This window comes from Reyranella soli, assembly GCF_007992495.1.
GTDB lineage: Bacteria > Pseudomonadota > Alphaproteobacteria > Reyranellales > Reyranellaceae > Reyranella > Reyranella soli.
Map to the genome: position 1 here is coordinate 1 of NZ_BKAJ01000001.1, position 18,513 is coordinate 18,513.

Genomic DNA, 18,513 nt, shown 5'->3' on the forward strand with positions numbered 1-18,513 from the left:
AATATCGGGCCGGTGAGCTGCAGCAGGTTGATTGCGGCCGTGAACACGCCGATGCCGATCAGGGCGTGGCGACAGCGGGCGAGGGCAGCGGACAGTTCCGAGTTCCGCTTCTGGGCTGGTCTTGGCGGCAACATCGAGCGCGGGATCCTAAGTCCTTGAAAAGCCACGGTTGCAGGGAGCAGCCGCCATACCACTGGAACTTACCACAATTGGGCTCAATGCACTGCGATTCGAGCCGAACTTAGGCGGATCTTGGGGTGTTTCCCGGTCGGAACCGGCGCAGGAGCCCGGCCGGTCTGCCGGCAAGGCCCTCGACCGAGCCACTGAGGACGCGGCCGAGGTCGTCGCGCACCCGGCCGGCGGCACGGGCGGCACAGGCGGCAAGGGGCTCCAATCGATCGAGCCCCTCCAGGACCGCAATACCGAGGCTGTTGCCGTCATATCCCCTCATCCCCACGCCCCAACCGCCATCGAAGGCCGGCTGGGCAAAGGCGCAGTCCTTCGGGGCGACGACGGGTATGCCGACATGATGGGCATCCGCGAACACCCCCGAACCGCGCCGCCGGTAGACCTTGGGGTCGTAGGGCAGCAGCAAAAGGTCGGCCTCGGCCAACCGGGCGAGATACTCGCCGGACGTGAGTACCTCCCGGTGAACCTGCACGCGCTCGCCGAGCCCGGCCAGGCGATCGAACATAGGCTGGTCGGCCTCGGCATCGGATCCGTTGACGATACCGTGGATCATGAATCTGACGTCGTGATGACGGTCGAGGACATACGGCACGGCCTGCGGTAGCAGGCGATAGCCCTTGGCCCGGTTGGCGAAGCCGATGCAGGAGATGACCGGCGGTCCACTTGCCGCCTTGGCGACGCGGGCGCGCGCGGGCAGGCCGGGGCCGGGCATGACGCCGACGTCGAACGGCACGAGGCGGCGAAAGAAGTCGGCCATCGCCGGGGTCTCGCAATAGGCCTCGACGCCGCCGGCGCTGGCGGCGAGTGCCGCGAAGGCGGCTCGGGCTTCGCCGTCCAGGCCCGCGGCCGCGGGATCGTCCGGCGTCTGCAGGTGATGCGGTCCATAGAGCAGCCACAGCAGGACGCGCGGCCGCCGCAGCCAGGAACGCTTCAGCTGCCGCGCCAGCGCCATCGCCGACACCTGATCGCAGCATGGCAGGATGATGAGGTCCGGCATGCCAGACCGGCGCATCGCCCCGGCCAGTTGCCGGCCGGTCTCCTCGACGCTGTCGGCGAACTCGGCAGGCGTTGCGTAGGATCGTCCGTACACCGATTTGGTGAATGTCGGCGTGCAGGCCAGTTCGTCGACGACGCGGCGATCGGCATAGGCCGAACCCAGGCAGGGCGCGGCCACGCCCAGTCCCGCGAGTTCACCTTGCAGGCGTTGCACCGCATTGAAGTGATGCCCGCCCAGCGAATGCACCGCCGGATCGATGATCAGCGCCTTCATGTCGGAACCAGCATCCGGCGCCACGGCGGCCGCGCGAGCTCGGCGGCCCGCCGCGCCGTCATGGTCATGCGCCAGCGCCATTTGAAGTCCGACGGCTGGTAGAGATGCTGGCGCGGGGCATGCACCCGCAGCGCGGGGAAGATGTGAAGCCGCCCGCCGGCGCCGCCGATCGCCGTGTTGAAGGCGACATGTTCGGAAGTCTCGCGGCCCTCGGCGTCGATGCCGCAGTAGCGGGCCGCTAGGGCTGCGGCCAGGCGATAGATGCCGAGCCCGCCGAAGGCCGAGCGCACGGCGATCGGCGGCAGCGACAGCGGGATCTCGATCTGGCGCGTGAACACCTCGCGGAACTTGGCCGCCTCGAAGGTCTCGTCGGGTGGGCGGCCCCAGATCGGATGCCAGCAATCGTCCGGACACCAGCGATCGTGACGAAGCGCCCAGACGTCGTAGTAGCGCGGCATGGCATTGGCCGTGACGCCGGCGCGCGCGGGATCAGCATCGAGCCACGCGGCCGCCCGGGCAAAGGCGTCGGCATCGACTGGCTGGGCTAAAACATCGTCGAGGTCGGCGACAACGAGATGGTTGTGGCCTGCATCCTCACCGTGAGCGATCGCGTCGAGGCCGGCGTTGCGGGCGAAGGCGATGCGCTCGGTCCGCTTTGTCAGCCGCCCTTCCAGGACGCCGAGATCGATCACCTGGCCGCGTCGTCCGTCCAGCCATCGCTCCAGGATCGCGCGTGTGTCGTCCTTGCTGTCGCTGACCACGAACAGGAAGGACGCTGCGTCATAGGTCGCTGCGAATCGGTCGAGATTCTCGAGCACACCCGGCAGATACGCCGCACAGTCGCGCGCCACGCCGGCGAAGACGGCGCTCTTACTCCTCTCCCCCGCTAGGAGGAGAGGTCGGGTGAGGGGGCTGCGCACGTCGATTCGCCCTCACCTGACCTCTCCCCCTAGCGGGGGAGAGGAATATGAGAAGCGCAAGGGAGGCGTGCGACGGGCGGTTCGCATCATCACGACCGGTCGCGCAGGCCGAGACGCGACAGGCCGTCACCTAGGAAGCTCAGCACCAGCTCGGACAGCCGTGCCTTTGCCGGCGCCGTCCGGTCGGCCGGCAGCGCGCCGACAGCATCCGCCATCAGCCGTTCGGCGATCGAGTGGCGTTCTTCGCCGAAGGTCAGCCGCAACGCCTCGGCCTCGTCGCGCAGGACGCGCTGGACCATCTTCAGGACGTAGCGGCGGATCGGCTCCCACTCGCGGTTGGCGGAGTTGTAGGTGCCGCCCGGCACCGTGGCGTTGGAATGGCTGTTCCCGCCATGCATGCGGTAGCCGTACAGCGCGTCATGGATGGCGATCGTGCCGGTCATCAGGCAGGCGAAGGTCGACAGGTAGAAGTCGACATAGAGCCTGAGCTCGTGGCTCGGCGGCACCAGCACGAGATCGACGAAGGCGCGCCGGAACATCATGCTCGCCGTCGTGTTGGTGGCGCCAGCCGGCGTCCATTGCGGATGGAAGGTGACGGCGTCGCTGCGCGGATAGGTGAGCTCGCCACGCGCGGCATCGAAGACTGGCGTCAGCGCCGCCGTGATCGGCCTCTGCGCCTTGGCCTGCGGCTTGTCGGAATCGAACCACCAGGCCGTACCCGCCAGCATGCGGTCGTCGGCATCGATGATGTGCGAATCGCAATAGGTCAGCGCGACGGGGAAGTCGGCGTTCATGTGGACTGCGAGATGGCGGGCGACGAAATCGTCGTACCAGAGATCGTCCGAATCGAGGAAGCAGACGAACGGCGTGTCGAGCTCCGCCATGCCGCGGCGCAGCGCGCCGGCCTGGCCGAGGTTGGTCCCGAGCTTCACGTAGCGAAACCGGTTGTCGTCGAGACGCGCGAGACAGCGGCGGACCATCTCGTCCGAGCTGTCCGTCGAGGCATCGTCGACGACGACGACCTGTAGATCGCGGACGGTCTGGCGGGCCACCGACTCGATCGCCTTATCGACGAACGCGCAGTTGTTGTGATTGGCGATCACGACCCCGACGGGTGGAGCTAACGGCATTCGGGGGTTATGGCACAAAGTCGATGCGTCGTCCCTTGGTGGGAAACCATTGTCAAACGCCTGCCGGTTGGCCATCCTCCTTTCCGCGCGAACTGCGCACGAAGGCGGAAACATCGCCACGGCTGCACCTGCAAAGGTGCGCACAAGGGGAGGCATTATGTCTGCGCAGGCCTGCGGCACCGCCGTCACGCACGCGGATTGAAAGCTCGGCCATGGACGGCTCGGCCAATCTGCTGATCAACGCCATCGTCTCCGGGCTGCTGCTCGGTGGCTTCTATGCCGCCGTCTCGGTCGGCATCGCCATCTCCTTCGGGCTGCTCGACATCGTCAACATCGCCCATCCGGCCTTCATCCTGCTGGGCTCATATGCCGCCTTCGTCGGCAACACGGTGTTCGGCATCGATCCCATCCTGAGTTCGGTGATCGCGCTGCCGGTCTTCTACCTGCTCGGCATGCTGTCCTATCAGGTCTATTACGTCGCCTTCGAGCGGCGCGACGACCAGTCGTTGCGCGGCCTGTCCTTCTTCTTCGGATTGCTGTTCATCACCGAGGTCGTGCTGGTGCTGACCTTCGGCGTCGACTACCGCACCGTGCAGGCGCCCTATATCGGGCCCAGCATCAGTCTCGGCCTGTTCGACCTGCCGCTGCGATTACTGGTGCCCTTCCTGGTGGCGATGGTCATGGTGGTGGGCCTGCAGATCTTCCTGTCGCGCACCTTCATCGGCCGCGCCGTCCAGGCGGTGGCCCAGGACCAGGGCGCGCTGCGGCTGATGGCGGCCGATCCGGTCAAGATCAAGCGCATCGCCTTCGGCCTGTCGATCGCCACGGCGGCACTGGCCGGCGCCTGCCTGATCATCATCCAGCCGGTCGAGCCCTCGATCGGCCGCGAATATATCGGCCGCGTCTTCGCCATCGTCGTGCTGGGCGGGCTGGGCAGCTTCCCCGGCATGGTGATCGCGGCCATGACGCTCGGCATCGCCGAGAGCCTCACCGCCACCTTCTTCGGACCGTCATGGGCGCCGGCGGTGGCCTTCGGTATCCTGCTGATCACGCTCGCGGTACGGCCCAGTGGCATCCTTGGTCGATAAGACGGCCGTAGCTGCCGCGCCGGGCCTGCGCGGGCTGCCGTTCACCCTGGTGCTGATCGCCATCGGCGTGGCGATCTTCGCGATCGGCCGCTGGTACAACAACAGCTACGCCTTCTTCATGGCCTACGTGGTGGCGCAGTACATCGTGCTGGGCACCGCCTGGAACATCCTGGGCGGCTACACCGGCTATGTGAATTTCGGCGTTACCGCCTTCTTCGCCATCGGCGCCTATTCGACCGTGGTGCTGCACAAGCTCATCCCGGCGATGCCGCTGCCGGTGATGATCCTGATCGGCGGCTCGCTGGCCGGCCTCGTCGGAATCGGCACCGGCTACCTCACGCTCAGACTGCGCGGCGTGTTCTTCTCTATCGCCACCCTCGCGCTGGCCGTGGTGGTGCAGACGCTGATCACCAACTGGGATTTCGTCGGCGGCGCGCGCGGCGCTTATGTGCTGCGCCCGCGCGTGGCGCCGCTGATCGGCGGCGAATACGTGCAGTACCTGTTCCTGCTGATGCTGGGCATGTGCGTCATCGTGCTGGCGACGGCGCGCGCCATCGAACGCTCCGCCCTTGGCTACGGCTTCGCTGCCATCCGCGACGACGAGGCAGCGGCCGAGGCCTCCGGCGTGCCGACCTTGCGGCTGAAACTGATCGCCACCGGCCTGTCGGGCGGCTTCATGGGCATGGCCGGTGCGCCGCTGCCTTTCTACGTGACCTATCTCGACCCGGCCTCGGGCTTCAGCCTGAACTATGCGGTGAACGCCATTGCCATGCCGCTGATCGGCGGCACCGGCAGCTGGCTGGGTCCCGTGATCGGCGCGGTGCTGGTCGGCGGCCTGCAAGAGTATCTGCGTGTGACGATCTCGTCGGCCGTCAACGTGCTGGTGGCGGGCGTGCTCATGGTGACCTTCGTCATTCTGGCGCCGCAAGGCATCGTCGGCCTGTTCCAGAAGAGGAAACGATGACGGCGCTCCTGCAGGTCAGCGGGCTCAGCAAGCGCTTCGGGGGCTTCGTGGCACTCGACGGCATCGACCTCGACGTCCAGCCGGGCGAGAGGCTGGGCCTGATCGGCCCCAACGGCTCGGGCAAGTCGACTTTGGTCAACTGCATCTGCGGCACGCTGCACAACGAGACCGGCAGCGTGCGCTTCGCCGACGAGACGCTGGACGGCTTGACGGCGCATCAGCGCACGCGCCGCGGCCTGGCGCGCAGCTTCCAGCTGCCGCGGCCCTTCGCCAGCCTCTCGCTGGCCGAGAACGTGCGTATTCCGATCCTCTACTCGGTGAATGCGCGGGCCGGCGGTCATCTGCATGGTGCGGCGATCGACGAGCGCTGCCTGGAACTTCTGGGCATGGTCGGGCTGTTGGCCAAGGCGCGCCAGATGCCGCGCGACCTGACGCAGATCGAGATGCGCAAGCTCGAGCTCGCCCGCGCCATGGCGGCCCAGCCCAAGCTCCTGATCTCCGACGAGGCGATGGCGGGGCTGAGCCACGCCGAGGTCGACGAGATCATCGCTCTCCTGATCCGGCTGAACGAGCAGGGCGTCACCGTGATCATGATCGAGCACATCATGCGGGCGGTGATGGAGTTCTCCCAGCGGCTGGCCGTGCTGGTGGCCGGCAAGAAGATCGCCGACGGTCCGCCCAAGGACATCGTGCGCGATCCTGAAGTCGTGAAGGCCTACCTTGGCGAATAGCCTCACCATCGCCGGCATCGACGCGGGCTACGGCGCGGTGCGCGTGCTCGACGGCGTGTCGCTTACCGTCGGCGCCGGCGAGACGGTGGCGCTCTTGGGCACCAACGGCAACGGCAAGTCGACGCTGATGAAGTCGGTCATGGGCATCGTGCGGCCGTCCAAGGGCAGCATCAAAGCCCTGATCGACGGCACCGAGCACGAGCTTGTCGGCCTGGCGACCGAGGAGATCGTCGATCTCGGCATCGGCTTCGTGCCGGAAGGCCGACGGCTCTTCCCCAAGCTCACGGTGACCGAGAATCTGTTGCTTGGCGCCTTCCGGCCCAAGGCGCGCTCACAGATCAATCGGAACCTCGATTTCTGCCTGGAAACCTTCCCACGGCTCAAGGAACGCGCGGGCCAGCTCGCCGGCAGCATGTCGGGCGGCGAGCAGCAGATGCTGGCGCTCGCCCGCGCCCTGATGTCGGCGCCGCGCATCCTGTTGATCGACGAGCCCTCTGTCGGCTTGGCGCCGCTCCTGGTCAGCCGCACCATCGACAAGATCAAGGAGCTGAAGGAGGGCTACAACCTCAGTGTCCTGATGGCCGAGCAGAACTTCATCCAGGCCGTCCGCATCGCCGACCGCGGCTACGTCATCGTCCACGGCAAGATCGCCTTCGAGGGCGAATCCGCCGAGGCGCTGAACAACAACGAGCTGATCCGGGAGTTCTATCTCGGGGCTTAGCTGAGGGTGATAGACGTCACGCCAAGACTGTCATCCCGAGCGCTAGCGAGGGATCTTTCCTGTCGAAAAGATCCCTCGCTACGCTCGGGATGACAGGAATCTCGCTAGCGCGCGCTTCCTGTCATTTCTTCGGATTGTACGGATAGACGATGTCGCCGGTCTTGTACTTGGTCGGCCACAGGATGACTTCGGTCTTCGGGTTGGTGAATTGCTCGACCCCGTTTCCCTGCACGCCCTGGAACTGGACGGCCATGACCTGGGCGGTTTCCCATTCGCCTCCGGCGTTGAACTTGAAGTCGCCGACGACGGTCTTGAAGGTCGCCTTGCGCATGAAGTCGGCGAGCTTGGCGTCCTCCGTGGTGCCGGCTCCCGTCACCGCCTGCTCGATGACCTGCATCAGGGCATAACCGAACGGCGGCAGGTAGTAGCCCAGGAGATCGACGCCGGCCTCGGCCGACTTGGCCTGGTACTTCTTCACGAACTCGCGGCCGGCATCCGTGGCGAAGCCCGCCCACGGCAGCCAGAAGTCGTAGACCACGATGTCGTTCAGGAGCGGCCCGAGCTGCGTCTTGATCGCCGTCGCCTGCAGGCCGACCATGCCGCCGCCGTAGATCTTGGGCTTGAAGCCGATCTCGCTGCTGGCGCGGATGATGCCGACCGAATCCGGCGGATAGGACGCGGCGAAGAAGATGTCGGGATTGGTCGCCGCCACCGCGCGCACGACCGGCGTGTAGTCGGCGGTCGCCGGCGGGTAGTTCTTGTCGTAGACGATCTTGAGATTGTACTTCTTGGCGATGTTGCGCACGCCTTCCAGCGCATTGCGCGGGAACTCGGCGTCGGCGCCAACCATGGCGAGCGTCTGCGGCTTGGGATTCTGCGCCATCGCCACCTCGAAGAAGCCCTCGGCGAAGGCCTCCTTGGGCTTGGGCCCGCCGGCCGGCTGGATCGAGAAGTAGCGGTTGTATTTGAACTCGGAGTTCACATCGAGGCCGAACAGGGCGAAGAAGGTGCGATCCTTCTGCATCACCACGGGCATTGCCGGCGCGACCATGTTGGTGGCGTAGCCGCTCACCACGATGTCGACCTTGTCGACATCCATCAGCTTCGTATAGAGGCCGGGCACCGTCGAGGGATTGGACTGGTCGTCGTAGTAGACGAGCTTCACCGGTCGGCCGAGGATGCCGCCCTTGGCGTTGATCTCCTCGGTCGCGATCTGCATGGCGAGCAGCGCCGCCTTGCCGTTGGGCGCGAGACCACCGGTCAGCGCCATGCCGAAGCCCACCGTGATCGGCTTGGCCTGTGCGTTGGCCGTGCCGGCAAAGCCGGTGGCCGCGCCCGCGACAGAGAGCGAGTTGAAAGTGCGACGCTTGATGCGCATTGGAACGTCCTCCCAAGACGTGTGTGATTGGCTCGATCCTAGCCCGCCGCGGGCGGAGCTGTCATCCCGAGGTCACTTCTTCCTCCTCCCTCGTATGACGGGGGAGGAACGAAAGGGGTGCTAGAGCAGCGGCGCCGGTCCCGGCGAGCCCAGCGCATGCTGGCCGAAGATCGCGCCCTGGATCTCGGGCGAAAACATGACGTGGGCGTTGCAGGCATGGGCGTCGCGGAACAGCCGTTGCATCGGCCCTGTCGTGTAGAGCCCGCCCGAGCCCGCGACCGTCATCAGGATGTCGACCGCCTCCAGGCAGGCCCGCGTGGCGAAGAAGGCGTCGCGGCGATAGCGCACCTTGTCCTCTTGCTTGTGCTCCTGGCCCGCGCGGGCGACGGCCATGGCGTGCTCGCAGGCGCGCTTCATGATCACTTCGGCATTGTCGATGCGCGCGCTCGCCTCGGCGACCTTGATCTGCACCGTCGGATTGACGTTGACCGGCACGCCGGTGTTGGTGGCGTTGCGCTTGCGCGCCGCGCCCACCACCAGGTCGTAGGCGCCCTGGGCGCAGCCCAGCATGACGCCCGACAACACGTACGGCCCGAGCGCCAGCAATGGCAGTCGGAAGAGCGGCGTGTCGTTGACCGACGAGCCCGGATGCGGCTTGCCGTTGAACGCCCAGGCCGAGAGCGTGCGCCGCTCGGGCACGAACAGCTCCTTGACCGCGACGTCCTTCGAGCCCGTGCCGCACAGGCCCACGGCATGCCAGGTGTCGATGATCTCGTATTCCGAGCGATGGGCGAGGGCGAAGCGCTGGTCGATGATGGCGCCGCTGTCGTCGCGCACCATGAAGCCCAGCATGTTCCAGTCGGAATTGTCGACGCCCGACGAGAGCGGCCAGCGTCCCGTCACCTCCCAGCCGCCATCGACCTTGCGGCCGCGACCGCCGGCGAAGGCGAGCGAGGTGGCGATCAGCACGTCGAGCGAGGTGTCCCACAATTCGTCCTGCGTCTCGGGCGGGAAATAGCCCAGCATCCAGTGATGGCTCCCGAGATTGCCGACATTCCACGCCGTCGACGGGCAGACCCGCGCCAGGGCGGCGCAGACATCGACGAAGATGCCGACATCGAGCTCGGCGCCGCCGACGCGCTTGGGCTGCGTGAAGCGGAACAGGCCGGCGTCATGCAGGTCGCGCTCGGTATCGTCGGGCAGGCGGCGCAGCTTCTCGCAGGCCTCGGCACGGGCCGCGAGCTTGGGGGCGAGCGCGTAGGCACGTTGCACCATTTCCTCGTAGCTCACGTCGGCGAAGGAGACGCGCTTCTTGGGCAGGACGGGCGAGGGCGTCCAGGCGAACTTCTTGGTCATGGTCAGTCGGCGGCTGCGACGCGCGAGGGCTGGAACGAAGGCATGACCTCGCGGGCGAAGGCCTGCAGGTTGCGCACCGAGGCATTGGGATCGACCAGCAGGATGTTGGTGGCGCCGCCGGCCTCGAGCTCCTTCAGGCGCGCGACGATCTCCTCGGGCGTGCCGAGCAACGGGGCCGTGTCGTCCTCGACGCGGTCGGCGAGCTTGTCGCGGGCGAGATCGCCGATCACCGACAGCACGCGCCTGCGCGTGGCGTAGGCCTCGGCGCGCTCGCTTTCGCTATGGATCATCTGCAAGGCGCGCGCCGTCGCCACCAGGCTGGGATGGTACTCGCGGCCGGCCTTCTGGCACTCCTCCTTGAAGAGGGCGATGCGCCGGATGATCTGGTCGGTCTGGGCGAGCTGGTCGAGCAGCAGGTTATAACCCTCGCGCGCGGCGCGGCGGATGCTGTCGGGACTGCCGGCGGCGAGCCACAGCGGCGGATGCGGTCGCTGCAAGGGCGAGGGCTCGACCACGATGTTGTCGTAGTGCCAGCGCTTGCCGTGATGGCTGAAGCGGCCCTCGCTGATCCAGCCTTTCTTGATGATTTCCATCGCCTCGTCGAAGCGTTCGGTCGCCTCGTCGATCGGGATGCAGAAGCCGTCGAACTCGGCCTGGCGGTAGCCCTTGCCGACGCCGAAATCGACGCGCCCGCCGCTCAGCAGGTCGAGCGTGGCCACCTGCTCGGCCACCAGCACCGGATTGTGCCACGGCATCACCACCACCGCGGTGCCGAGCCGGATGTGGCGCGTGCGGGCGGCGAGATAGGCCAGCACCGTCATCGACGAGGAGACCTGGCCCTGGCCGGTGAAGTGGTGCTCGACCATGAAGAGCTGCTTGAAGCCCAGCCGATCGGCCTCGATCACATAGTCGATGAAGCTCTCGTAGCCCTGGCTGTCCTCCAGGCCGACGCCGCGCTTTGTCCGCGCGCCGCCGAACAAACCGAACTGCATGCCTTGGTTCCTCCGGGGAGGGACGTTAGCACGACCTTTCATGATCTCCTCCCCCTCTTACGGGGGAGGGTAGGGAGGGGGTGAGCCTCAGTCGTGATGCTTCCGATTTCAGATCATGATCTGAAATGTCGGAAGCTGTACGGGTGGCCTTCCCCCTCCTGTATCCTCCCCCGTAAGACGGGGGAGGAAAAGAGTGGTCACGGCAACGCATCCGGCGAGAACCCGTCCGGCACCTTGAGGTCGCGTCGCTTGGCGAACAGGCGTGGCCAGGCGGTGTTCGCCACCCGCTGCGCTTCGGCCAGCACGGCTTCCTCGTCCATGGCCAAGACCTTGCCGGCCTTCATCAGCCACTTGCCGTCGACCATCACGGCCTCGACGTCGCGCGCCTGCGCCTGGTGCACGAAGGTCGAGACGGCGCGCAGTACCGGCACCATGTGCGCCCCGGTCAGGTCCACCACGATGAGGTCGGCCTTGTTGCCGGGCTTGAGCCAGCCGCCGTCCGGCACGCCGAGCGCGCGGTAGCCGTTGCGCGTCGCCCAGCGCAGCGCCTGCTCGGGCGTCGGATTGCGGCCGTCCTCGCGCCGGACGCGCTCCATGAACAGGCCGGTGCGCAGCACCTCGACCATGTCCTCGGCCATGTTGTCCGAGCCCATGGCGATGGTGCAGCCATAGTTTTCGAGATCGGCGATGCGCGGGCTGAGCCCGCGCCGCGCAGCGATCGCGGCGTTGAAGGCCACGGTGACACCCGCTTCGCCCAAGAGCTTTTCCTCGGACGGCTCCATGCAGCGGCAATGGGCGCAGACCAGCCGGTCGTGCAGGAAGCCGAGATCGCCCAGGTACTCGGTCGGCAGGCGGTTGCGATGGGCCTTCACCGCCGCGACCTCGCCCCAGATCTGGTTGCAATGGATGGTGGCCCAGGTGTCGAGCTGCTGCTGCAGCGCGCGCAGGTCCTTCAGCAGCTCGGGCGAGCACATGTCGGGTGCCCACGCCGACGCGGCGATGCGGATGCGCCCGTCTGCCTTGCCGTTCCACTTCTTGTGCGCGGCCTCGATGGTCCTGAGATGGCGCTGGCCCAGCGCCCGGTCGAGCTTGAAGGGCGCGGGATCGCCGATCGAGGTGCCGACACGGTCGTAGGCGCGCTCGCTCAGCAGGAAGCGCATGCCGGTGCCGGCCAGCGCCTCGGCATAGTCGTCGACGTCGTTGGTGTCCTCGAGCACCAGCGTGGTGCCGCTGCGCAGCGCCTCGAGCGCGCCGATCAGCGCCATGGCGCGGCGCTCCTCGGGCGTCATGTCGGGCAGGGGAATGGGCGAGAGGCCGCCGGAGAAAGGCGGCTTGTGCGGCGGCGAGAGATCCTCGAACACGCCGCGCGCCAGCGTCATGGTGAAATGGGTGTGCACGTTGGCGAAGCCCGGCATGACCATCTTGCCGGTGCCATCGACCTTCTCGGCCGCGGGATGGCGCGCCAGGACCTCGGCGCTGGGCCCGATCGCCGTGATGCGATCGCCGTCGATGGCGATGGCGGCGCCGTAGTGCAGCTGGTCCCGGTCGTCGACCGTCGCGATCACGGCGTTGTGGATGACGATGGTCACGGCAGCTCCCCCTCCTTGTCGCTCGGCCGATCATGACAGGTCGCGGGGCGGTGGACAGTAATGGTGTGATTCTTGCGTGTTGTTTCGTGGGCAGGTGTAGGTCTTCTGCCTGCACTGACGCCCGTCCACGCGAGAGTCCAATCCCGAGTGAAGGAGGTCGTTATGTGTGATTATTCGCTGGAAGCGTATCGTTCGCGACCTGCTGAAGAAGGCGAGAAGCTCACCCTCGAGCGTTTCCCGACCGGCTCCATGGGGTTCACCACCGGCCCGGCCTGCGACCTGGCGGTGTGCGTGCCCACGGAGACGCATCTGCTGCTGCAGGGCATTGGCGATACCGTGCGCGAAAGCTGCGGCGTTGGCGCCGTCGAGGAGGTCGTGATGACCCGCCTCGAAGGCGGTCCCTACAAGGACGCCGTGCGCTTTTCCAATGGCGTGGAGATCCTGCTGCAACGTCTCGATACCGGCCTGACGGCCGTCGTCGTAGGCGCTCCGCAGGTGCGCGCCGACACGACCGCGCGGCCCGTCGAGGCCGAGCTTGTCTAAAGCACAATCCGCCCAGCTGGAATCAGCTGGGCGGATTGTGCCTCCTGCAACAAGCATCACCAGTGCGCGCGAATCCGAGCAGATCGAACCGCGCGCGGTTCGATTTGCTCGGATTCCGCTCTAGCTACTGATCGATCTGCCTCCCCATCGCGCAGACGCGATGGGGAGCGCATCAGGTGAAGAAGAAGCCGTCGCCGTTGGCGTGGATGCCGACGACGACGTCCTGGTAGTCCCTATCGCCCGTCGCCATCGGCAGATCCTCGAAGCCGAGATGCAGCTGCTGCCCACCCGACTGGACGCCCGACAGGACCTGGACGCTGGCGTTGGGATTGAGGCTGGCGGAGGAATGGAAGATCTGGTGGCCGCTGAGCGCGCCCTGGGTGGAACTCACCAGGGTGGGCGGCAGCCAGATGTCGACATTGGCCGACGTGTTCGTCCCGGGCGTTACGAACGACAGGGTGCCCGTGGGCGCGTTGAACAGGTTGGCGCCGTCCTGGATCAGGAAGAAGCCGAAGTGCTGGCCGTTGCCCAGCACGCCGAGATCGACGGTCTTCGCGCCCGCCGCCACGTTGAGCGTGTTGGCGAACAGGACCTGGACGTCTGAGATCGTGCCGTCCGCGCCGATCTTGTAGACGCCGAGCGTGTTGGCGAAGGCCGAGACGGCCGATTTCAGCTCCAGCGTGAAGCGGACCGCGCCGTCACCCGTCATGAAGGGCTGGTCGGCGACGCCGTTGATCAGGATCGGATTGACGCTGCGCCCTTCCGCCAGGTTCGGCAGCACGTTCACGTAGCTCACCGCCGTGTGCTCGTCAGCGCCGACGCCGCGTTGCGAGACGATGAAGGCGCCGTTGCCGCTGAAGAAGCTTCCGTTGAGCTCGATGACCGATCCATCGACGGTGATGGTCGCCTTCGTGCCCGCCAGGTTGAGGTCCACGTTGCTCCAGGCGAATCGTTCACCCCGAACGTCGACCGTGCCGAAGCCGAAGTCCCTGACCACGTCGCCGTTCAGGTCGGCAAGGGTGTCGCTGAGGACGCTGTAGCCGGAGCCGAAGAAGATCGTGTCGGCGCCGGCGCCGCCGTGCACCGTGTCGTTGCCGCCGGCGGTGGAGATGATGTCGGTGCCGGCGCCGGCGGTCAGCACGTTGTCGCGGTCGTTGCCGATCAAGGTGTCGTTGCCGATGCCGGTTATGAGGTTGGCGACGGCCGACCTGAGGTCGCCGTGGTAGAGCAGCGCGTTGTAGACGTTGCCCTGTGCGATGTAGCCCGCGGTGCCGGCATCGACGGCGTTGTTGAGGTCGGCGAGCTGGTCGTTGGAGAATTTCAGGAAGTGGCCGGGCCGCAGGTCGTCGACCTGGTCCTGGGTGAATTCCCTGAGGTCGTAGGTGACGGTGGCGCCCTGCGTCCACACCGTCGAGAAGATCTTGTCGGTGGCGGTGACGCCGGTGTTGGGAGCGGCGTCGCTGCCGATGAATTGCTGACCCGTGCCCTTGTCCCAGCGATAGGTCGCCCTGATGCCGACTTTGTCGAAATTGGCGCCGTACATCACCTGAAGGGCGGCGATGTCGTACATCATGTAGCTCGTCGGCGAGGAGCCGAGGCGGGCCTCCGACGCACCGGTTGCGGTGTTCGCGCCAAAGTAGCTCGCGTAGGTCATCACCGAGAATTCGTTGTCGTTGACCTGCGGCGCCAGCGTGCCGTGGAAGGTGCCGTCATGGCCGTGCTTGAGGCCGAATGAATGCCCCATCTCATGGATGATGGTGGTGAAGTGGTCGGTCCCGAAGTAGGCGGTCGAGGTGGGACGGGAGTTCTGGCCGAGGAACATGTCACCAGTGTCCCGGCTGTCCGACTGGTATGACTTGAAGGCCCCTTCGTTGGCGGGGAAACGGGCCTCCGACTTCGCCGGGTCCGGCGTATACTGCGAAAAGCGGAACGCTGCCTGCGAGGCCGACCCCGGCGCTACTTCCACGAACTTGAGGTTGGTGTAGGAGGCGACGAGGGCCAGGCCCGTGCGCACGGCGGCCTCCTGGAATTCGTTCAGGGGCTGGAAGGTCGCGAGGTCGTTGGTGGACGGATAGGTGGGATCGCTCATGTAGGCAGCGGTTGACGAGGGAAACGCATAGGTGATCGTGGCGGCAGGTTGCGTTCCCTCGAACGACGTCGCCCAGCGATAGCCCATGAGCTGCGCCACCACGTTCGGATCGAGACCCGTGGTATCGACCGGGCCGCCGTACAGTCCGCCTTTGGCCCTCGAGAAGACCCCTGCCGCTGCGTCCCTGTCGGTGTCGTCGGTCGATGCCATGGTCCACCCTCGAAGCGGTATAATGCCGGTCGTCCGGCACCTTTTAGCAATTCCACCTAGCGCATGTTTGACTGTCCGTCCCGAATCCATTGACTGGGCGTCTCACCCGACAACAAATCATACAAATCCACCGGCGCGCGCCGCGCCGCTTGATGCTGAATAGACAGACAAGGCCGACCGGACGTGCGCGCCACGTTCCGCGCCTCGACGAGTTTGAGGAGGCCTTTTATGCCGCTCTACTGGACCATCGATTCGCGCGCTGAGCTCGTCTTGTGCGAGGCCGAGGGCGACGTCTCGCTAAGCGATGCCATGACTTTTCTGCGCACGCTCTCCGGCGCGAAGGTCACGCACTATCGCAAGCTGTTCGACGGCCGTAACGGCACCTCGTCGATGAGCGCGCAGGAGCTGCTCATGATCACCGCCGAGATCCGCTCCTATCACAGCATCGGCAAGATGGGCGCGCTCGCCATCATCTCCAGGCCCGATCAGACCGAGCCGTTCGCCCGCGTGCTGGGGGCGCTGGCGATGGCCGACCGGCCGATGCGGCTGTTCGATAGCCCGACGCGGGCGCGCAACTGGCTCGAAGCGCAGACCCGCGTCCAGCCTGGTTCGGAAAACTAGGCGGCCACCGCCTGCCGCCCGGCCGCCCGGCGCGCCGCCGGCTGGTCGTGCTGCCCGGCGGCTGCGATCATACGCCCGAGCTCGTGGCCGCTCGCCACCAAGGCGCGGATCTCGCCGACCTCGGAGCGGCGGTCGGTCTGCGAGTCTTCCAGCGTGAGCGCGGCGATCAGGATCAGGCAGCAGGCCAGCAGACCTGCGAGGCAGGCGGCACCCAGGGCGCCCTCGGCGCGCGCGATCCTGCCGAGCAGGTCGCGCACCTTAGTGCCTTGTGCCGCCGAGGCCCGCCGTCAGCCAGCCGCCGGTGCGCTGCTGCCGCTCGATGCGGTTGACCGGCGTGGAGCGCGCCAGGCGCAGGACCGCCTGACGCAGCGGTCCCAGCGGCAACGGCTTGTTGACGAACACCGAGATGCCGAGCGACTTCAGCGTCTGCTCCGACAATCCCTCGATGCGGCCCGAGGCGATCAGGATCGCCATTTCCGGAAACGCCGCCCGCAGCTTCTCGGCGAGCTGAACGCCCGTCATGTCGGGCAGATTGTAGTCGAGCAGGGCAACGCGCGGCGGGTAGCGGCGGGCCTGGGCGAGCCCGGTGGTGCCGTCATGCGCCGTCGCCACCGACAGGCCGGCGCGGGCCAGGAAGGCAGCCATCTCCTCGCATTGGATGCGTTCGTCCTCGACGATCAGGACATCGCAGGTGAAATCGTTGGACATTGCGTCTCTCCGGGCGCTTGGGCTGAAGGATCGAGCCTCCATGCGCCCGCCTCCCGGGCCGAGTCACCTTGGTTCGTGTCCACGGTGGAGCGACCGCGCCGCAGGACGGGGCCGGGCAGGGGAAAAGCCCGCAAATTTGCCAATTGAGTTGATTTCCAGCAGTTCCAAATTGGATGTGTTTTCGGCCGCCTGATGCTTGACCGGCCGTATTTGCCGTCCGATTTCTGCACTGCGACAGAAATAATGCCGGCGTCGGCTACGGACGAGTCAGAGCCTCCGGGTCCCGCAGTCTACGAGCCGCCTTCCGCGGCGTCGCCCTGGCTTCCAACGCACTCTCGGCCTGTTCATCGAGCCGGAGGCTGCGCTCGCTCAGCCATTCGCCGGTCGCCGGCACTGGCGTTGCCTTGAGCCGTTCACCGACGCGGTCGGCGTCGGCGCAGTGGGCGAAGCCGCATTGGATCTCGGTGATGTCGCGGCGGCGCACGATCGCCGTGGCGTAGTCGCCCACCGGCTCTTCGGAGTCGATCAACGCCTGCATCAGCCGTCGCAAGCGCTTCAGTACGGTGGGGCTGGGGTCGGGAACGTGCGCGGCCAGCAGATGCGCCTTCGGATGGGCGGCGAGGAACGTCATCCAGTCGAGCCGTGCCATTGCTCTGCTGCCTCTCTACCAACCGAAACCGCGGGCGCCCGCCGCCTGACATCAAAGCGCGAGCCGCGCATGCGTTGCAGCGCCGGCACGAAAAGCCCGGCCGCTTTCGTCCATTAACGGACGTCCGATCGTGGCGGGAACCCTTCGTTCCGCATGCACGTTCCCCGTAACGAATGGGAACGGAGGCTTTGTCAATGAACGCCATCATCTATCTGGTCGGCTTGGTCGTCGTCGTCATGTTCATCCTTTCTCTCGTTGGCCTGCGCTGAGGGAGGACATCATGGCTGTCGTCACCACCACCACCACGCCCGCTGCCACCGTCGTCGCCTCGGACCTGCCTGCTGGGCGCTATGTCGACTGGGGTCCAATCATCCTCGGCACCTTGGGCGCGCTTGCCATCATGGTCGTGCTCATGACCTTCGGCGGCGCGCTCGGCCTCAGCATCGTGTCGCCACAGCCTTATGCCGGGCTCTCGGCCAGGGCGCTGGCCGTGCTGGCCGGCCTGTACGCCGCGCTGGTCCATGTCGCGAGCTTCTCGGCCGGCGGCTACCTCGCCGGCCGCATGCGCACGCCCTGGGTGACCAGCGACACCGTCGAGAGCCACTTCCGCGACGGCGGCCACGGCTTCGGCGTATGGGCGCTGGGCGTCGTCGTCGGCGCGGTGCTCGCGGTCTCGGGCGTGAGCGGCGTGGTGAAGGCGATCACCGGCGCCACGACCGCGGTCGCCGCGGCCGGCACCGCGGGCGCAGCCGCCAATCCGCAGACGCCGGCCGCCCTGCAGCAGATCTCGATGCAGCCGACCGACTACGCCGTCGACCGCCTGCTGGCGCCGGGGCCGGGCGCTGCCGCGCCCGCAGCGGCTGGCGGACCGGCCACGGGTTCGCGCGCCGACCTCGCCGCGCCGATCGCGCGGGCTTTCGCCGCCAACATCAACAACCCGCAGCTCGACGCGCGCGACCGCGCCTGGCTTGCGAGCCTGGTCAGCCAGCGCACCGGCCTCCCGCAGGCCGATGCCGAGAAGCGCGTCGACGAGGCCTTCGCCGAGCTGAAGGCCGCCGAGCAGAAGGCGCGCGATGCCGCCGACAAGGCGCGCAAGGCGACGCTGATCGCGGGCTTCCTGGCCGCCGCGACCATGGCGATCGGCGCGGCCGCGGCCTGCGCCGGCGCCTCGCTGGGCGCCCGCCATCGCGACGACCGGACGCTGGTGGTGCTGTTCGGCTCGCGACGGTTCTGGTAGCGGCGTATCGACCTGTCCGGCTGCATGAATCCGCTGCGGCGGGTTCATGCAGTCGCACGCACGGGCGTGCACTAGTAGCTCTGCACAGTGATCATGACGGCTTGGCGCGGGGCCGATGAGATTGCCTG

18 protein-coding genes are annotated in these 18,513 nt (G+C 67.0%); 7 read left to right on the forward strand and 11 right to left on the reverse strand.

The annotated features are described in order from the left end of the window. Window positions 1–241 precede the first annotated feature (241 nt). From RSO01_RS00005 to RSO01_RS00015, 3 genes are all read right to left on the reverse strand, one after another. Window positions 242–1,459, reverse strand: coding sequence for a glycosyltransferase (locus tag RSO01_RS00005; protein WP_147144880.1), 1,218 nt, complete (start codon window positions 1,457–1,459; stop codon window positions 242–244). Next, the gene (locus RSO01_RS00010) at window positions 1,456–2,310 is read right to left on the reverse strand and encodes a glycosyltransferase family A protein (RefSeq protein ID WP_170302753.1); all 855 of its coding nucleotides are present in this window, start codon (window positions 2,308–2,310) and stop codon (window positions 1,456–1,458) included. The genes RSO01_RS00005 and RSO01_RS00010 overlap by 4 nt, the downstream gene beginning before the upstream one ends. Window positions 2,311–2,468: 158 nt before the next feature. Next, window positions 2,469–3,509 carry a glycosyltransferase gene (locus RSO01_RS00015; protein ID WP_170302754.1) on the reverse strand — a complete coding sequence of 347 codons (1,041 nt, stop codon included), beginning with the start codon at window positions 3,507–3,509 and terminating at the stop codon, window positions 2,469–2,471. 212 nt (window positions 3,510–3,721) lie between these two features. Between RSO01_RS00015 and RSO01_RS00020 the strand changes: the two genes are divergently transcribed. From RSO01_RS00020 to RSO01_RS00035, 4 genes are read left to right on the forward strand one after another with little or no spacing between them, the layout of a single operon-like run. Beyond that, on the forward strand, window positions 3,722–4,597 hold the full coding sequence (locus RSO01_RS00020) for a branched-chain amino acid ABC transporter permease (protein ID WP_147144885.1): 876 nt from the start codon (window positions 3,722–3,724) through the stop codon (window positions 4,595–4,597). Further along, entirely contained in the window at window positions 4,587–5,561 is a 975-nt protein-coding gene (locus tag RSO01_RS00025; RefSeq protein ID WP_218037198.1) for a branched-chain amino acid ABC transporter permease, read from the forward strand. The genes RSO01_RS00020 and RSO01_RS00025 overlap by 11 nt, the downstream gene beginning before the upstream one ends. Then, window positions 5,558–6,292: an ABC transporter ATP-binding protein gene (locus RSO01_RS00030; protein ID WP_147144887.1), complete on the forward strand. Its 735-nt coding sequence runs from the start codon at window positions 5,558–5,560 to the stop codon at window positions 6,290–6,292. The genes RSO01_RS00025 and RSO01_RS00030 overlap by 4 nt, the downstream gene beginning before the upstream one ends. Beyond that, on the forward strand, window positions 6,282–7,013 hold the full coding sequence (locus tag RSO01_RS00035) for an ABC transporter ATP-binding protein (protein ID WP_147144889.1): 732 nt from the start codon (window positions 6,282–6,284) through the stop codon (window positions 7,011–7,013). Before RSO01_RS00030 ends, RSO01_RS00035 begins: the two co-directional genes overlap by 11 nt. Window positions 7,014–7,134: 121 nt before the next feature. On the opposite strand, the gene RSO01_RS00040 is transcribed toward RSO01_RS00035, so the two are convergent. The 4 genes from RSO01_RS00040 to RSO01_RS00055 form a co-directional block, all read right to left on the reverse strand. Beyond that, window positions 7,135–8,391: an amino acid ABC transporter substrate-binding protein gene (locus RSO01_RS00040; protein ID WP_147144891.1), complete on the reverse strand. Its 1,257-nt coding sequence runs from the start codon at window positions 8,389–8,391 to the stop codon at window positions 7,135–7,137. 120 nt (window positions 8,392–8,511) lie between these two features. After that, the gene (locus tag RSO01_RS00045) at window positions 8,512–9,747 is read right to left on the reverse strand and encodes an acyl-CoA dehydrogenase family protein (RefSeq protein ID WP_147144893.1); all 1,236 of its coding nucleotides are present in this window, start codon (window positions 9,745–9,747) and stop codon (window positions 8,512–8,514) included. Between the two features lie 2 nt (window positions 9,748–9,749). After that, the gene (locus RSO01_RS00050; protein WP_170302755.1) at window positions 9,750–10,739 is read right to left on the reverse strand and encodes an LLM class flavin-dependent oxidoreductase; all 990 of its coding nucleotides are present in this window, start codon (window positions 10,737–10,739) and stop codon (window positions 9,750–9,752) included. A 197-nt stretch (window positions 10,740–10,936) separates the two neighbouring features. Further along, window positions 10,937–12,328: an amidohydrolase family protein gene (locus RSO01_RS00055; RefSeq protein ID WP_147144897.1), complete on the reverse strand. Its 1,392-nt coding sequence runs from the start codon at window positions 12,326–12,328 to the stop codon at window positions 10,937–10,939. Between the two features lie 162 nt (window positions 12,329–12,490). Between RSO01_RS00055 and RSO01_RS00060 the strand changes: the two genes are divergently transcribed. Then, a complete protein-coding gene (locus RSO01_RS00060) occupies window positions 12,491–12,871 on the forward strand; it encodes a hypothetical protein (protein ID WP_147144899.1) in 381 nt (126 codons plus the stop codon). 172 nt (window positions 12,872–13,043) lie between these two features. Here RSO01_RS00060 and RSO01_RS47025 read toward each other — a convergent pair whose 3' ends face one another. Further along, window positions 13,044–15,170, reverse strand: a complete 2,127-nt coding sequence (locus tag RSO01_RS47025; RefSeq protein WP_170302756.1) for a DUF4114 domain-containing protein — start codon at window positions 15,168–15,170, stop codon at window positions 13,044–13,046. Between the two features lie 228 nt (window positions 15,171–15,398). Between RSO01_RS47025 and RSO01_RS00070 the strand changes: the two genes are divergently transcribed. Beyond that, window positions 15,399–15,791, forward strand: a complete 393-nt coding sequence (locus RSO01_RS00070) for a hypothetical protein (RefSeq protein WP_147144901.1) — start codon at window positions 15,399–15,401, stop codon at window positions 15,789–15,791. Here the strand turns inward: RSO01_RS00070 and RSO01_RS00075 are convergent. The 3 genes from RSO01_RS00075 to RSO01_RS00085 all read right to left on the reverse strand — a co-directional run bounded on the left by RSO01_RS00075 (window position 15,788) and on the right by RSO01_RS00085 (window position 17,148). Next, complete coding sequence (locus RSO01_RS00075; protein ID WP_147144903.1) at window positions 15,788–16,048, reverse strand: hypothetical protein; 261 nt, start codon at window positions 16,046–16,048, stop codon at window positions 15,788–15,790. The genes RSO01_RS00070 and RSO01_RS00075 overlap by 4 nt on opposite strands. A 1-nt stretch (window position 16,049) precedes the next feature. Beyond that, entirely contained in the window at window positions 16,050–16,499 is a 450-nt protein-coding gene (locus RSO01_RS00080) for a response regulator (RefSeq protein ID WP_170302757.1), read from the reverse strand. A gap of 256 nt (window positions 16,500–16,755) precedes the next feature. Beyond that, window positions 16,756–17,148, reverse strand: coding sequence for a hypothetical protein (locus tag RSO01_RS00085; protein ID WP_147144906.1), 393 nt, complete (start codon window positions 17,146–17,148; stop codon window positions 16,756–16,758). A 280-nt stretch (window positions 17,149–17,428) separates the two neighbouring features. Between RSO01_RS00085 and RSO01_RS00090 the strand changes: the two genes are divergently transcribed. Continuing rightward, window positions 17,429–18,385, forward strand: a complete 957-nt coding sequence (locus RSO01_RS00090; RefSeq protein WP_147144908.1) for a hypothetical protein — start codon at window positions 17,429–17,431, stop codon at window positions 18,383–18,385. Window positions 18,386–18,513: the final 128 nt, after the last annotated feature.

Excerpts from the sequence above, each read along its gene's own strand:
- RSO01_RS00005 (WP_147144880.1), bottom strand. The coding sequence starts at position 1,459 with ATGAAGGCGCTGATCATCGATCCGGCGGTGCATTCGCTGGGCGGGCAT.
- RSO01_RS00015 (WP_170302754.1), bottom strand. The coding sequence starts at position 3,509 with ATGCCGTTAGCTCCACCCGTCGGGGTCGTGATCGCCAATCACAACAAC.
- RSO01_RS00020 (WP_147144885.1), top strand. The coding sequence starts at position 3,722 with ATGGACGGCTCGGCCAATCTGCTGATCAACGCCATCGTCTCCGGGCTG.
- RSO01_RS00030 (WP_147144887.1), top strand. The coding sequence starts at position 5,558 with ATGACGGCGCTCCTGCAGGTCAGCGGGCTCAGCAAGCGCTTCGGGGGC.
- RSO01_RS00040 (WP_147144891.1), bottom strand. The coding sequence starts at position 8,391 with ATGCGCATCAAGCGTCGCACTTTCAACTCGCTCTCTGTCGCGGGCGCG.
- RSO01_RS00045 (WP_147144893.1), bottom strand. The coding sequence starts at position 9,747 with ATGACCAAGAAGTTCGCCTGGACGCCCTCGCCCGTCCTGCCCAAGAAG.
- RSO01_RS00050 (WP_170302755.1), bottom strand. The coding sequence starts at position 10,739 with ATGCAGTTCGGTTTGTTCGGCGGCGCGCGGACAAAGCGCGGCGTCGGC.
- RSO01_RS00060 (WP_147144899.1), top strand. The coding sequence starts at position 12,491 with ATGTGTGATTATTCGCTGGAAGCGTATCGTTCGCGACCTGCTGAAGAA.
- RSO01_RS47025 (WP_170302756.1), bottom strand. The coding sequence starts at position 15,170 with ATGGCATCGACCGACGACACCGACAGGGACGCAGCGGCAGGGGTCTTC.
- RSO01_RS00070 (WP_147144901.1), top strand. The coding sequence starts at position 15,399 with ATGCCGCTCTACTGGACCATCGATTCGCGCGCTGAGCTCGTCTTGTGC.
- RSO01_RS00080 (WP_170302757.1), bottom strand. The coding sequence starts at position 16,499 with ATGTCCAACGATTTCACCTGCGATGTCCTGATCGTCGAGGACGAACGC.
- RSO01_RS00085 (WP_147144906.1), bottom strand. The coding sequence starts at position 17,148 with ATGGCACGGCTCGACTGGATGACGTTCCTCGCCGCCCATCCGAAGGCG.
- RSO01_RS00090 (WP_147144908.1), top strand. The coding sequence starts at position 17,429 with ATGGCTGTCGTCACCACCACCACCACGCCCGCTGCCACCGTCGTCGCC.